Genomic DNA, 14,671 nt, shown 5'->3' with positions numbered 1-14,671 from the left:
ACCCCATTTTTTCTCTTTTTTCTTAACTTACTCTTTTATTTCTTTGACGAGGGAGATGGATAATGTAACGAATCACAAGCTCCGGAATGAGCAAATTCATGATTAAGGCCCCATAAACCCCTACTGTATAGCTTAATGTATAGGAACCACCAAGCATCGTAGAAATAAACGTGAGGAGATGGATAATACTATTAGTAAAACAAAAACTGTAGCTGCGAATCATCCAACGCTGATGATCGATCACTTGTTTTCGCCTAATCATTATCACAGCAATAAGTGTAAAGAGCGGCCAAATGATATTAATAAGATTAAACACAATACTATTGACCCGCCCACCCGTGCTATAAGGCGCCATGTACCCTGATGACAAAGAGACGAGAAACACGGATATAAAATACAGATAACCGTTCCACCTATGTATCATTCTGTAGGCCTGCTTTTGCTTTGTAAAAAAATTATAGGCGCCCGATAATAATGCCAAACAAGCAAAGAGGATATGCCCGTGCAGCACTGCAATCCAAAGCGATTGCCGGACCTCATGCACTTGATCACCCTTATGTCCTAGAAATACTGAGGCCTGAGGATCATAGATAAAATTGAAGTATACGATATACAACAGATAAAGAGTGGAGAAACACATCAATCCAACGTACAGACGCTTTCTAGCTATTTTGGACAATGTCACCTCACCCCTTATACAGCCAACTCCTGTGCTCTTTTAATAGTCTATCATATTCTCAGAACATATAATTTGGATAAAATGTGACTATTAAGCAAGGATTTAAAGCAGTGACCCCACACGCTTACTATTTAAGACGCACCACTCCACTAGGTATGACTTAGAAAACCACTTAATTCCGCAGAGATTCAAAACCCCCATTATAAATAAAACTGGGCTTGCATCGCCTTGCCAGTACTCCCGATGTTAAGTTTACAAATCACGCATATGGTTGTTCCGCTTCTCTGGACGCATTGCAACACTCCCTTTGACACATGCTATAAACACGCTGACCCTTTCTGGAGTCAAAAGTGAGGAATAATAGCGATTACTAAGTCTTAAGTCATAGGTGATTATCATCATTTATTTCTTTTTTCCAATATTTTACTAGTTAAGAAAGCTCAGATGTACTATGATGATTTTATCTTATCGTAGACCATCAATAGAGAGATAAAAGATAATAAGGGGATCATAAAATGAAAGAAAGGATGAGGCAAGCTTTCACTAGAAGAGTGAAGGTGACGCTCCTCTTTTTTATTGTTATTGTTTTAGCCTGCACGTCGATTAGTATAGGAAAAAGTAACTATTCCACTCATCATAATCAAAGCAGTCATCTGAAATGGGTTGGGGGTTGGGAAGCCAGTCCACAAGCACCAAGACCTTTTGGTTTCTCACAGCAAGGCTTCTTCCACCAAACCATTCGTCTTGTCATCCACCCGCATCTTAGCGGCGAGGCGGTACGATTAACATTCTCAAATATATTTGGTCAAAAACCCGTCACCTTTGGACAAGTTCATATTGCCATATCAAGCAAAGGAAATAGAATCATCCCTGGTACGGATCACCCCGTCACTTTTGCAGGTCATCCTTCTGTTACGCTACCTGCTGGGGGACAAGTCAAGAGTGATGTAATCCCGTTTAAAGTAATAAATGGACGCAATCTTACGGTTAGCATCTATATTCCAGAAAGAACTGGACCGGCAACCTGGCATGCGCTTTCCAATCAAATTGCCTACGTGTCAAACTCAGGGAACCATGCGCAAGAAACATCAGGGACGGCATATAAAACTAAACTATTTGGCTGGTATTGGCTTTCAGGTGTTGACATTCAAACAGCTTCTTCAGTTCCAGGCGTCATCGTTGCTCTTGGCGATTCTATAACCGATGGACTTCATTCTAGTATCAACAGCAATCATCGCTGGCCCGACTACTTTGCTGAACGCTTAAGCCAAGGACCTCTAGATCAACAATATTCTGTCTTAAACGCAGGTATTTCTGGCAATCGCATTCTTGTGAACTCATTGCGAAATGGCGTCAGTGCACGCACACGCTTGCAACGCGATGTCTTGTCACAAACAGGTGTGACGGACGTTATTTTCCTTGAAGGTATTAATGATATTGGCAAGCTTCCTCATACTTATGATGCCAATAAGATAATTGCCGGCATGAAAACCATCATTAAACAAGTTCATGCGAAAGGACTAACTATTTACGGAGGGACACTGACACCTTTTCAAGGTAAGATTGGGGGCTACTATACTGAACAGGGAGAGCGAACGCGGGAGCAAGTCAATCACTGGATTCGAACGAGTGGAGCCTTTGACGGTGTCATTGATTTTGATAAAGCCTTAAGGGATCCTAACCACCCTCACCGGCTGCTCAGTCGCTATGATTCTGGGGATCACCTCCATCCAAGTGACTTAGGCTATCAAGCCATGGCAAATGCTGCTTACCTCACTCTCTTTGATCGAAAGCATCATTCTCCAACGCCTTAAGGATCTAAGTATCCATACCAAAACGCTCGGTATCTCCGAGCGTTTTTTATACTATCAGAAACCACCGCGGCTTCGCATTCGCATCGCCACCCTCTACCATGAAACTTTTGATAAGCGTGTATGTCTTCGTTCAGTATTGACAAGACGATATAGCTTCTACTAGATGAAATACGTTTGTTTTCATATAAATGTATAACTTCACTGACGCTCATTAAAGAAAGGGAGTATAAGTCGGGCTTTGACTTTCCCCATCTAAGGTTTGGCGACAACCTAAGCGTGTGATTACAGTGTGAGCTTTAAAAATATAAGAAGTAAGGCATTCCCCTATGATTTTTTCCAATCTATATTGGACTGTTTTTCTCCATTTATGTGCAACTTAAAAACATCTGGTCTTGAATAATGCCCTACTGGATCAAAATCAAATTGACTATAAGCAATGCGCTTCAAGTCAAGGTCGGCAATCAGCATTTCCTCCCGTCCCCACACAGGTTCAGCGACATACTCTCCTAGCGGGCCAACAATCGCACTGCCGCCATTACTCATTACTTCCTCTACTGAAGCGAGATCATCATAGCAAGCTAAATCCTCTGGATACATCGACTTTGTTACATATTGATTGCAGGATAGGACAAAACATCTGCCCTCCATCGCGATATGACGAATAGTGGCCTGCCACGATTCTCTGGCATCAGCGGTTGGCGCAATATATAATTGAACACCTTGAGCATACATTGCTGCCCGAGCTAAAGGCATATAGTTTTCCCAACAGATCAAGGCACCGATTTTTCCAAAGGGTGTTTCAAAGACAGGTAAAGTACTGCCATCTCCTTCTCCCCAAACAATTCGTTCCGCTGCAGTTGGCTTTAATTTGCGATGTTTCCCTAAAAGCGTTCCATCTGGACCCATAAATAGAACCGAACAATATAAAGTACCACCGCTGAATTCACTATCCCGTTCAATCACACCTATAATAAGATACACGCCTGCTTCACGTGCAGCCTTGCCAAGTTGATCAGTGGCATCACCAGGCACAGGAACAGCATTCTCCCAATACCGATACCAGTCCTTTCTTCCCTCTTCTGTTCGACTCCCTATGATTGTGCCAAAGGATAACCCCCGAGGATAGGCGGGAATAAATGCTTCGGGAAAGACGACAATCTTTGCCCCTTTTTCACCGGCCTGCTTGATTAAGGTTGTCGCTTTTTTTATTGTGGCCTCCGCATCCATGATTACTGAAGCCGCCTGAACAACAGCGACCTTCACACTTTGGTTGTTAACCATTGTCCCCTCTCCCTTTCTTATTTAATCACTGATCATTCATATCAACAGCCTTTTTTCTGACATTGCTCTTTAACTCCATAATAAAGGATTTTTGCCGTTTATAACCCTCCCATTCCCTACTATTTCCCCATCCAATTCTTCTTCATCGATCCACTAATAAACGCTATGTTAACTGTTTGATGTATGGACAGCGTTCTTTTAAGACTTCGATAAATGCCTCTCTGTTTCGAGGGGAAATCAGCACAAAGGCTCCGTTACTATGGATTATCTCAAGCCTTTTTATTGATAAGGCTGGGCTGGACATCGGATTGTTCGTTTTTCTAACAGATTGAATAGCAGCAAGTAAAACCACCTTTTTAAATGGTCCAAATCTTATAATCAAATACTTATCACTTAGAACATAATAAGTGGTGAGCCACATCCATAAAAAAAACAGCGGCAACGCTATGCATAATAAAGTGATAATTAGGTATTCAAAAGCGGACATCTGCTGAGTAAAAAGAGCATAGATACCACTCCCTAACAGAAAAAACATGGCTGCCCAAACGATTAGCGTCAACCATACATCCTGCTTCGACTTAAACCTCACACAACCACCTCTTCATAGATTTTAAGTTTCCACTCGGAGCGAATTTTCTAATAGCATCATACAGTTGAACCCTGTGCCACTCATTAGAGTTGGCAAAGCCGTCGTTTTAACAACAGCTCTCGTTCAATTCTAACATAATTTCCCTTTTTAAATCAGTAATTATTTAAATAGTCTAAAATAATCTTCCCATAAAAAAATGCACCTCCAATTGTTATATGTACCTAACAATTGGAGTGCAGATCAAAACACCCGTTCTTTGTTGGATTGAAGATTAAGAGTAGACGCTTGTGGCAACGCATTTTTGTTATTTTGAGGGGAGCTTTTGTTCACCTGCCCTTCTCTTTCATTACATTCAATCATAATTTTGATAAAACCCTGATTTGTATATTTTTCATAAAAATAGACATCTCAGTCAATGCTTATTCCTCAGCATCACTTTCTCACAGACATCTCGTGGGAAGCTGGAGATTGGTGAGACATCGAAAGAGGAATTCTAAGAAGAATCTTGGATTAACAAGATATGAAAAATGCACCCTCATGAGGCATTCCATTCATTTTATAAAAAGTAGTCATGAGCTTGCTTTTCTTATCTTCTTAACAAACGCTGCAGTCAACGGGGAAGGGGTTTCATCCTTCCGTGTGCAAATCACAAATTTGTTCATGAGTTGCGGTCCTTGCACCTTTACACGTGCCAAATGTCCACTTTGCACATAATCTCTAGCGACCAATGAAGAAATAAACAAGGCACCGTAGCCTGTCATAACCGCTCGAATGGCTTCATGTAAGCCATTAAATTGCAAAGCAATTTGCGGGTCGCGAACATTAAAGGTTTTACACAATGCAAATAAGCGCTCTCTTGTCGTACTCCCTTTCTCTCTCATCACAAAGGGTTCTGTCATCATTTCCGCTAAAGTGAGCTCTTTATTGGCAAAGCGATGCGCACGTGCCACTACAAACCAAAGCTCATCTTCAAAAAGGACTTCCCAATCGACATCTTCAGGACGATCCTCCAGTCCCCCTCCATAAACAGCTAAATCAGCTTTATAACCAATGAGTTGCTTAAAGGCTTCAGAAGAATTGGTAGTAGTCACAACCAATTCAGCATCTTTATTCTCTGTTTTAAAAGCTGCCACCCATTCAGGCATGAGAAAATTGGCTGGAAGATATGTTGCGGCAATCCGCAGCTTTCCTTTTTTGGCTTGCTTATAATCACTGATCCAGTCTTCCATCTGCTCTTCTAAAGCAAACAGACGACGGGCTTGCTCCGCTAGTCCCTCACCCACGTCTGTTAAGGCAATCCCACGTCCTTTTTGCTTAAATAAGCGCACCCCCAAATCCTTCTCAAATTTTTTAATTTGAGCCGTCACAGCCGGTTGACTAATGCACAATGCTTGGGATGCCTGAGTCACACTACCCGCTTTAGTCACCGCTAAAAATAATTTAAGTGCATGTAAATTCATAAGCTTCATCCTACACATAAATTAAATATATATTTAATAATAAAACATATATTTGTTTTATACTTTTCTCAATTATACACTAACAGTAAGAAAATTAGCACTCACTTTTAAAAATGGGAGACGATATGATGAAAAATCACCCCCTTACCTTTAATTATGATAAACATGGGCACCAGTATGCCAGCTATCGCCGCACTGATTCTAGAATCGCTAAATATGTCGTGGCTGCCTTAAGTGGGGCAATATCTGTTTTAAATGTTGGGGCTGGAGCAGGGTCCTATGAACCTGAGGATAAATATATCGTGGCTGTCGAACCTTCTGAAGTCATGAGAAATCAGCGCCATACTCACGGAAAACCTCCTGCTTTAATCGGCACTGCTGAACAGCTTCCCTTTGACGATGATGCTTTTGATGCTTCCATGGCAATGGTGACGATTCACCATTGGCAGGACTTAAAAAAAGGTTTAAAGGAGCTACGCAGAGTAACGCGCAATCAAATCGTTATCATGACCTTTGATCCAGCCGCCCTAGATAGATGTTGGACAGCCCACTACTTTCCAGAGCTTATTCAGATCGAGGGCTCACGTTATCCTTCCATTGCCTCGATAACAGAAACTCTTGGGGGAGCCTGTGAAGTTCAAGCCATTCCCATTCCATTTGACTGCAAGGATGGCTTTCAAGAAGCTTTTTACGGGAGACCTGAAGCGTTTTTGGAAAAAGGTGTGCGCGCCTCACAATCTGCTTGGGGTTTTTTAGCATCGGATGTAGAAGCCACCTATATCCGGCGCCTTTCTGAGGATCTTGAATCTGGAGCATGGGATAAAGCTTTTGGAAAGTATCGTAAGCTTACAACATTTATTGGTTCGCTGCGGCTCATTATTGCCAAGCCTTAATCGGATGAAAGGAATAGTTAGAACACAAAAGTGTTCTGGCTGTTTGTCTGCGCTTATCACTTTTTCCTCCAAGTATTGAACTCATTGATAAAACAAAATATAAATATTTTTCATGCAATACGCATTTTTATGTTTTAATCTCTATAATTTCGGGTATAGTTTATCATGCCCTTTGTACGGGCGACATCAGCACGTGGAATACGTATGGGCGGATTGCCTCAACCATGTGACATTTATGATACATAAAGGAGGTCATGCATTTGGACGATAATAGTCCAAACAAAAAAAGAAGGAAATTTAAGCGCAGGAAAGAGGAAAATCGTTTACACAAAGACGATATCACAGTCGTTGATACCCAAGTGGCGAAAAAAGCTGTGGTTGCCACAGCGCTTGGCAATGCCATGGAATGGTTTGACTTTGGTATTTACTCTTATCTTGCTGCAACGATTGGCAAAATCTTTTTCCCTGAAATGACAGGTTCGATGCAGCTTGTCTATAGCTTTGCCACGTTTGCGGTTGCCTTTCTTGTCCGCCCAATCGGCGGGATGTTTTTTGGTATGTTAGGCGACAGACTCGGTCGAAAAAGGATATTGGCCGTTACATTAGTTTTAATGGCACTGGCAACTTTAAGTATTGGTTGTATTCCAGGATACGCTACCATCGGTATAACTGCTCCTATTCTGTTGCTTGTTGCCCGCTTAGTCCAGGGCTTTTCAACTGGTGGAGAATATTCAGGTGCCATGACTTTTATTGCAGAGTCCACCCCAGATAAGAAGCGCGGCATCATGTCGAGCGGACTTGAGGTTGGAACTTTAGTTGGTTATATTGCAGGTTCTGGAATCGTCACATTACTGACTTTTATCTTAGGATCAGATGCTATGCTGGCATGGGGGTGGAGAATCCCCTTTCTTATCGCAGCACCCATTGGCATGATCGGTCTTTATTTGAGAAGTCACCTGGATGAAACCCCTGCCTTTGAAGCGATGGAGAAAGAGATGAACGACGAAGCCAAGCACGTATCCATGAAGGATATCCTTATTTTTCACAAAAAGCCTTTGCTTATTGGTATGATTTTGGTCTTCTTTTATAATGTCGTTGACTACACCGTCTTGACCTACATGCCCTCTCATCTCAATGCCGTATTAGGCTATGGGGAAACGACCGGATTATTATTGATTCTTATTGTGATGTTCATTATGATTCCAATTGTCCTTACAATGGGCTACTTTGGTGACCGTATTGGTAACAAAACGATTATACAAGGCGGTTTAATCGGATTAATTCTTCTATCAGTTCCTATGTTCCTACTGATAGGGAGCGGCAACAATGCCCTTGTCTTCATCGGGTTATTAGTACTTGCCATCTTTTTAGCCTCATTTCAGGGGACGATGCCATCGCTGCTCCCCTCCTTATTTTTTACCAATGTAAGGTATGGCGGTTTAGCGATAACCTACAATATATCCACATCCTTATTCGGCGGAACGGCTCCTTTACTTGTTTCTTGGCTCATTAGTGTGACAGCAAGTCGACTTATTCCAGCCTATTACCTTATGCTAGCCTCCCTGATAGGGATCGTTATTGTCACCTTCTTTTTCAAAGACACTTCTGGAAAGCCACTTCGTGGATCGCCTCCCGCCGTAGAGGAAGCTAAAGAAATCGCAGACATATTAAAAGATCCTGAAGAAGCACTATGGTGGCAGGAAGAAAAAGAAAAAATTGATGAAAAAATCATCGATGAATCATAATTTTTATCCTCCTGTGTATTTGGATAAATGCACAGGAGGTTTTTTACGTCATACGTGAATGAATCAAAAAAGCACGAGCATTAGGCCCATGCTTCTCAATTATGCCTTTAGTTCCTATTTACTTTATGAATGGAAGCATCCTCTGGATTTCCTTGTAGGACACCAATCAGATTTTTAGCAGCCATCACTGCCATATTGACTCGTGTTTGAATACTGGCACTTCCAATATGAGGGAGTGCCACAACATTTGGCAATGTGAGCAAAGGATGATCCAATGGGACAGGCTCCTCTTCAAACACATCTAATCCGGCTGCCCATATCTCTTTATTAACAAGAGCGCGATAAAGGGCATTTTCATTAACAATCCCCCCACGAGACGTATTAATAACAATCGCCGACGCCTTCATTAACTTAAATTGCTCATCGCTGATCAAGTCTCTTGTCTCATCAGTATAGGGCGTCAATATACAGATAAAATCCGCTGCTGCTAATAAATCATTCAAAGGTTCATATTGAACATTCAAACGGGCTTCAAGTTCTGGTTTGCGGCGCCGATTATAATACAGCACATTCATATCAAAGCCTTTTGCTCTGCGTGCAACGGCTTCACCAATCCGACCTAGTCCAATAATGCCTATGGTAGCCCCAAAAATATCCTGTCCTGTTAAGAGCATAGGCGACCAGGATTGCCACTTTCCTTGATGCAGAAAATGTTGGGATTCAACTAGTCTTCTTGCTGTTGCCATTAAGAGCGCGAATGTCAAGTCTGCTGTTGTTTCAGTAAGAACATCGGGAGTATTGGTAACAATAATGCCATGATTAGCAGCAGATCGGATATCAATGTTGTTGTAACCAACAGCCATATTACTAATGACTTTTAACTGCTTTGCCCGTTTGATCAACGGCTCATCCACCTTATCAGTAAGTAAACAATAGAGCCCATCCACTGTCTCAATTTCTTTTTCAAGCACCTCTCTCGGCACAGGAATATCCTCTTCCTCCCACATCGCTACCTCTGCATATTTTTCTAAATAAGATAAAGCTTGATGCGGAATCTTTCTCGTGACAAATATTTTTGGTTTCAAAACCATCCTCACCCCCATAGTAATATGAGAAAATTTTCAAACCCATTTTATTATTTTGATAATATCTATTGTAACATTGATACACCATCCTAATATAATGAAAACCGAGATACATCTGATGTGATTTTTCAAATCTCATGCAAGAGTGGCGTCAAGCCTCACATGCCGACAATCGACGCCTGCACTTATACTCGCTTGCTCAGAAGGCGTCAACAAAAACTTAAGTAAAAAGCAACCCAATCTCCTTATGGATTGGGCTAAATCATCAGTATCCAAATTGTTATTGTCTAGCAGCTTCCAAAAGAATAATCACTTTGAACAAATCGCCATCTACTTCAATATCAAGGCTACCATCATGTAAATCAATAATCGATTTGGCAATGGCGAGTCCTAGTCCCGATCCTTCTGTATGTCTGGATTCATCACCGCGTTTAAAGCGTTCAAAGAGTTCATCGATATCCTCGCTCAGCTCATACTTGGTTATATTTTTAAATGTGATGACAAGCTGACCATCATTGTCCTTAAGTCCAATAAACACCCTGGTATTTTCTAACGAATATTTGAGAATATTACCAATCAAATTATCAAAAACCCGCCAGAGCTTTTGACCATCCACCACTGCATAAAGCGGAGTATCAGGCTTTGTCACACGAAACTGTAAGCCAGAAGCAGATATCCGTTCATCATTTTCTGCCAAGGCTTGCTGCAAGAGCTGCCCCATGTCCACCTTCTTCTTATCCAACTCAATATTGCCAGTCGCCATTTTTGAAGCTTCAAATAAATCCTCGATGAGCACCTTTAACCGTTTAGACTTGCGATCAATTATTTCGGTATAGGCCCGACGCTCCTTCTCAGATAATCCTTCTGCTTGTAAGAGCTCAGAGTAGGTTATAATCGAGGTGAGCGGCGTCCGTAAATCGTGGCTAACATTCGTAATGAGCTCCGTTTTTAACCGCTCGCTTTTAGACATTTCGTTTCGAGCAACGACCACACCACGCTTTAATGTATTGATATTTTCTGCTAATTTTCTAAGTGTCGACCATCCCTCAATCGGCACACTTGCCTCAACTTGTCCCTTCGCTATGTTATCAACATGTCTACTTATGCGATTAAAGCTTGCAATCCGTTTTGCTGCTATTAGTAACGTTGGCAAAGTAATGATGACAAATAATATAACATAGAAAGGAATAAGATCTGCTCCATTGCTTATCACAATCGGCACGCCAACCCCTGTACAGAAAACCACAAACAACAGCCATAAGAGCTGCATCCCTGTGCTGGAGAGCTGTAAGGCATCACTTAAGCCACTGCTGCCTCGATAAATTAACGTATGCTTCCATTCAGATTGAACATCCTTTTGCCTTGATAAACGCTGCCAAAGCCATTTGATTTGTACAAGTGTTAAAATGATAAAAATCGAGCTTATAATATAATCTTTTATTAGATTAAAAAGACCATAGTAGTGAAAGTTATTTAGATACCCCTCAATAATTGAAAGGGTATGGTGACCTATTAGCAAAAAGATGACGATACAAAGGTCTATAGGCAGACGATCATAAGTGGCTTGCCATTGATTCTTTTTGAAGAGCATTAAAACCCGAAAGCGCCACACTAAAAGCAAACTCGTAATCAGGCTCATTAGCCCCACACCACAATAAACAAAAAATAACATTTGCTTTGTATGATACTCTTGAGCTTCCTTTAAAATAACAGTGTTTTTCTGCTGGCTTGCAGGAACCATGATGACGCCTGAATACGCACTCGCATTTTGATTGAGAGCGGAATCATTGGATACAAACCTATTCTGACCAACAGTGGATAAGTAACCTACTCCAGCTGAAGGATAATCCTTTACATAAGCCATTTGCTGCTTTTTTAAAAATTGATTAATGGTTTCATCGCTTTTCAAATGGATATCGGTATACACTGCTCCTGTTTTTATATCTTTTAAATAATAATGAAATGACGAAGCCAGCCAGGATTGCGAGGCCCTCGCTTTCTCTTTATTTGCAAAGTTATCTTCAATAGCTTTCCGCTTTTTGCTTAAAAGCGCATCTCTTATTTTCGCTTTTTCCTTAGCCGTTGGTGTCCCATCACCAAATTGCAATCGGTAATTGTTCATGATTTCATCATTGGATACTTGAATATTTTTTGCTGCTTCTGCTTTTGTTATAGGATTTAATTTATAGGTGCTTAAATACTGGATATATTGATAGAGCCTATTAGAAAACGTTGAGGTCTGATAATAATTTTTAACATAACGGTCGCCTTGTCCCAAAAGTGTAAGAAGACTGGTCACACCAAAGGTAAAGAGCAATAAAGTCATCGCGATTAAAAGGTATCTATTTTTCAATTTTATACCCAATCCCCCACACCACCTTTAAATATCTCGGATCTTTTGGGTTAATTTCTATTTTTTCTCGAATCTTGCGAATGTGAACTGCCACTGTATTTTCGGCATTGTAGCCGGGCTCTTTCCACACACGCTCATAGATTTCATCAATAGAAAACACCCGTCCTGCATGTGTCATTAATAAAGCCACAATCTTGTACTCAAGTGGGGTCAGCTTCACTGGCTCGCCATTCACAGCAACAGTCTTTGCTGATGAGTCCAAGGTCAATCCATTGATATTGACTAGCGATTCGCTGCCATCATACTTTCCGAAGGTTACATATCTTCGCAGCTGTGACTTCACCCTCGCAATCAGTTCCAAAGGATTAAAAGGCTTTGTCACATAGTCATCAGCTCCAATTTGGAGGCCGAGGATTTTATCTGTGTCCTCACTTTTAGCACTGAGTATAATAATCGGAATGTGCTGCTCTTCACGTATTTTGAAGGTGGTCGCAATCCCATCCATCCGGGGCATCATCACATCGAGAATAATGAGGTGAATGTCATGCTCACGAAGCTTTTCGATGGCTTCGATGCCATCTTGAGCCTTAATCACGTTAAGCCCCTCATTTTTCAAATAGATTTCTATCGCATCGCGAATATCTTTATCGTCATCAACAACTAAGACACTACGAGTGGTCATCATTCATTCTCCTATATCTTCAATCTGTTCTCTTAAAAAGCGGAGAGCATGAAATAAACGAGACTTGACTGTGCCAATGGGACAATTCAAGGTCTCAGCAATTTCCTTAAGACGCATATCATGATAGAAACGAAGCTTAATAATCAACTGTTGCGCTTTTGGAAGCCTCTCAATCAATGTTAGCATCTCAGTCCGTGTTTCTCGACGAACGAAAATATCCACCACTCTCGCTTGTTTGTCCTTTTGATCTGGGAGAGCTTGAAGCATCCGTATTTCTCTTTTATAACCAGCGCTTCGCCAATAGTCCCGGCACAGGTTCGTGGCCACTTGATATAACCAAGCCGGCACATTTTCAGGGATACGCTCCCTCTGTAATTGTCGGAACAATCTAATGAAGGTCTCCTGTGCAAGGTCCTCAGCCTTCAATCTATCTTTTAGAAGCCTCTCAAGATAGCCGATTAAAGTCCCTTGATAGTGGAGGATATATCTTTCAATATCTCTGAGTGCTCCTGTTTCAGTGTGGGACAATGCCACATTGCCATGCTTGCTCATGCCTTATCTCTCCTGTCCAAAGTATATCAGATTCACGATCTGTGTGATTACCTTCATTGTAGACAGCAAATCTTAACATTCCTTTGGGATAATCCTTAAGAAATTCTTAAGATCAAACAGGCGATTCTTAAGAGAGAGGTGCTTATGCATTTTGATTGAGAAAAACAAGAGATCTATGCATTAAGATGAGGGTTAATTGGTTCATGTCATTAGACCTTTTATTTATCTTATCCTTGCAGGTGCCCTTTTTTAATTAAAGTACACACTTCGAAATATTTAAAGGAATAAAATATGGCAGTGTTTTATATTGTTGAAGTCTTGCTATTTTTTATCGCTATAAGGTGAGCAGTCTATAAAAACAACTGCGATGATAAAAAGAAAGGAGAATATAAATTTGAATGGCTCCCCAGACAAATACAGGCGGTGATTTTAGCCATAACGAAGATTATGCAACGATACAACAAGCTGTCGTGCCATGTCCAGGCTTTAGAATAATCCCACTTCCAGATGCCGCCTATCAAGGCGCGACTAATCTCATCGATATTTCAAATATTCCTGAATTTGACACTGTTGACTCTATCAATGATGACTCGCAAACAGTTATTTTTGATTCACCAGAGCAAAGACTACAGGTTCCAAGTTCTTGGAGTACTTGGTCTTCACCACCTTTTTCAGAAAATGATATGCCACCCATTTTATCATCACTGGGCGCGACTACACTTATACTCAACTTATCTACCCCCTCTAGTGTCTTTAGATTTGAACTAGAACCCAATCCTTTTGGCCTATTTGAAGTGACAGTTGAATTTTTCTCTGGAGGAATTCCTATTGGAAGTATTACTCAAGAAGTTGAAGGAGCTGCAGGCGCACGCTTATTTGCGGCAGAGTTTGACCCAAGTTGTGGCCTAATCGACCAAGTAATAATTTCAAGCTCGGTAGACTTTGCTATCGCAAACATTCGTTATGCTGTTGCCTTTCCTGGAGACCTAGTCAGATGTCCAAGCTTAATCTTGGTACTCTGTCAACACGGTAGGCACGGAACAACGGTTCATTATCCTGACCCCATCACATCCAGTAAAGTAACCTGTGATTGTAGTCCGCCTTCAGGCACTTTCTTTCCACTAGGGACAACAACAGTCAATACTACAGTTTTTACCCCTTTTGGAGATCTTTTAGATGCTTGCACAATTCTTGTAAAAGTCATTGATTCTAAAAAAAGTTTTATTGATAGATTATGTCACTTGCAAACTGGCGCCTTGGTCGCTCTTGGTCTTAGAAAAACACGCTCACCAATTTTAATCAATTTTATCCGATGTACAAATAAACACATTATAGGAATAAGCGAAGGCGGTATTGTAACCATTGATCTTGATAATATTTTATCCATTGCCTATTTTTAGCTCTAAAAAGCCAATAAAACAATTAAATCATAAATAAAACTTAGTTTTCGCCGCTCTGCTTTGCACTCGTGATGTGAGTTTTCAAATCACACGCTAATACCGCAAGCCAGATGGCAAAAGGGAAATCCTGAACTATAC

12 protein-coding genes are annotated in these 14,671 nt (G+C 41.0%); 4 read left to right on the top strand and 8 right to left on the bottom strand.

Annotated elements, in window-relative coordinates:
- Nucleotides 1–22: 22 nt before the first annotated feature.
- Entirely contained in the window at nucleotides 23–679 is a 657-nt protein-coding gene (locus IEW82_RS03345; RefSeq protein WP_229672250.1) for a DUF2306 domain-containing protein, read from the bottom strand.
- A gap of 515 nt (nucleotides 680–1,194) precedes the next feature.
- Here IEW82_RS03345 and IEW82_RS03340 point away from each other — a divergent pair.
- Nucleotides 1,195–2,493, top strand: a complete 1,299-nt coding sequence (locus IEW82_RS03340) for an SGNH/GDSL hydrolase family protein (RefSeq protein WP_188689203.1) — start codon at nucleotides 1,195–1,197, stop codon at nucleotides 2,491–2,493.
- A gap of 324 nt (nucleotides 2,494–2,817) precedes the next feature.
- On the opposite strand, the gene IEW82_RS03335 is transcribed toward IEW82_RS03340, so the two are convergent.
- From IEW82_RS03335 to IEW82_RS03325, 3 genes are all read right to left on the bottom strand, one after another.
- Entirely contained in the window at nucleotides 2,818–3,774 is a 957-nt protein-coding gene (locus tag IEW82_RS03335; protein ID WP_188689200.1) for a carbon-nitrogen hydrolase family protein, read from the bottom strand.
- A gap of 163 nt (nucleotides 3,775–3,937) precedes the next feature.
- On the bottom strand, nucleotides 3,938–4,363 hold the full coding sequence (locus tag IEW82_RS03330; RefSeq protein ID WP_188689197.1) for a PH domain-containing protein: 426 nt from the start codon (nucleotides 4,361–4,363) through the stop codon (nucleotides 3,938–3,940).
- Between the two features lie 569 nt (nucleotides 4,364–4,932).
- Entirely contained in the window at nucleotides 4,933–5,823 is an 891-nt protein-coding gene (locus IEW82_RS03325) for a LysR family transcriptional regulator (protein ID WP_188689195.1), read from the bottom strand.
- A gap of 125 nt (nucleotides 5,824–5,948) precedes the next feature.
- Between IEW82_RS03325 and IEW82_RS03320 the strand changes: the two genes are divergently transcribed.
- Nucleotides 5,949–6,716 carry a class I SAM-dependent methyltransferase gene (locus tag IEW82_RS03320; protein WP_229672248.1) on the top strand — a complete coding sequence of 256 codons (768 nt, stop codon included), beginning with the start codon at nucleotides 5,949–5,951 and terminating at the stop codon, nucleotides 6,714–6,716.
- A gap of 260 nt (nucleotides 6,717–6,976) precedes the next feature.
- Nucleotides 6,977–8,461 (top strand): MFS transporter, encoded by a 1,485-nt coding sequence (locus IEW82_RS03315; protein WP_229672246.1) that lies wholly within the window; start codon nucleotides 6,977–6,979, stop codon nucleotides 8,459–8,461.
- A 107-nt stretch (nucleotides 8,462–8,568) separates the two neighbouring features.
- On the opposite strand, the gene IEW82_RS03310 is transcribed toward IEW82_RS03315, so the two are convergent.
- The 4 genes from IEW82_RS03310 to IEW82_RS03295 form a co-directional block, all read right to left on the bottom strand.
- Nucleotides 8,569–9,546, bottom strand: a complete 978-nt coding sequence (locus IEW82_RS03310; RefSeq protein ID WP_229672300.1) for a 2-hydroxyacid dehydrogenase — start codon at nucleotides 9,544–9,546, stop codon at nucleotides 8,569–8,571.
- A gap of 280 nt (nucleotides 9,547–9,826) precedes the next feature.
- Nucleotides 9,827–11,911 (bottom strand): sensor histidine kinase, encoded by a 2,085-nt coding sequence (locus IEW82_RS03305; RefSeq protein WP_188689186.1) that lies wholly within the window; start codon nucleotides 11,909–11,911, stop codon nucleotides 9,827–9,829.
- Complete coding sequence (locus tag IEW82_RS03300; protein ID WP_188689759.1) at nucleotides 11,889–12,581, bottom strand: response regulator transcription factor; 693 nt, start codon at nucleotides 12,579–12,581, stop codon at nucleotides 11,889–11,891. The genes IEW82_RS03305 and IEW82_RS03300 overlap by 23 nt, the downstream gene beginning before the upstream one ends.
- A 3-nt stretch (nucleotides 12,582–12,584) precedes the next feature.
- The gene (locus IEW82_RS03295) at nucleotides 12,585–13,133 is read right to left on the bottom strand and encodes an RNA polymerase sigma factor (protein ID WP_188689183.1); all 549 of its coding nucleotides are present in this window, start codon (nucleotides 13,131–13,133) and stop codon (nucleotides 12,585–12,587) included.
- A 398-nt stretch (nucleotides 13,134–13,531) separates the two neighbouring features.
- On the opposite strand from IEW82_RS03295, the gene IEW82_RS03290 reads away from it, so the two are divergent.
- Nucleotides 13,532–14,533, top strand: coding sequence for a hypothetical protein (locus tag IEW82_RS03290; RefSeq protein ID WP_188689180.1), 1,002 nt, complete (start codon nucleotides 13,532–13,534; stop codon nucleotides 14,531–14,533).
- The last annotated feature ends 138 nt before the right edge of the window (nucleotides 14,534–14,671 follow it).

The organism is Pullulanibacillus camelliae (genome assembly GCF_014642655.1).
GTDB classification, from domain to species: domain Bacteria; phylum Bacillota; class Bacilli; order Bacillales; family Sporolactobacillaceae; genus Pullulanibacillus; species Pullulanibacillus camelliae.
This window is presented reverse-complemented; position numbering and strand designations above follow the sequence as displayed.

Coding starts and splice junctions, on each gene's coding strand:
- IEW82_RS03320 (WP_229672248.1), top strand. CDS start 5,949: ATGATGAAAAATCACCCCCTTACCTTTAATTATGATAAACATGGGCAC.
- IEW82_RS03335 (WP_188689200.1), bottom strand. CDS start 3,774: ATGGTTAACAACCAAAGTGTGAAGGTCGCTGTTGTTCAGGCGGCTTCA.
- IEW82_RS03290 (WP_188689180.1), top strand. CDS start 13,532: ATGGCTCCCCAGACAAATACAGGCGGTGATTTTAGCCATAACGAAGAT.
- IEW82_RS03325 (WP_188689195.1), bottom strand. CDS start 5,823: ATGAATTTACATGCACTTAAATTATTTTTAGCGGTGACTAAAGCGGGT.
- IEW82_RS03340 (WP_188689203.1), top strand. CDS start 1,195: ATGAAAGAAAGGATGAGGCAAGCTTTCACTAGAAGAGTGAAGGTGACG.
- IEW82_RS03295 (WP_188689183.1), bottom strand. CDS start 13,133: ATGAGCAAGCATGGCAATGTGGCATTGTCCCACACTGAAACAGGAGCA.
- IEW82_RS03300 (WP_188689759.1), bottom strand. CDS start 12,581: ATGACCACTCGTAGTGTCTTAGTTGTTGATGACGATAAAGATATTCGC.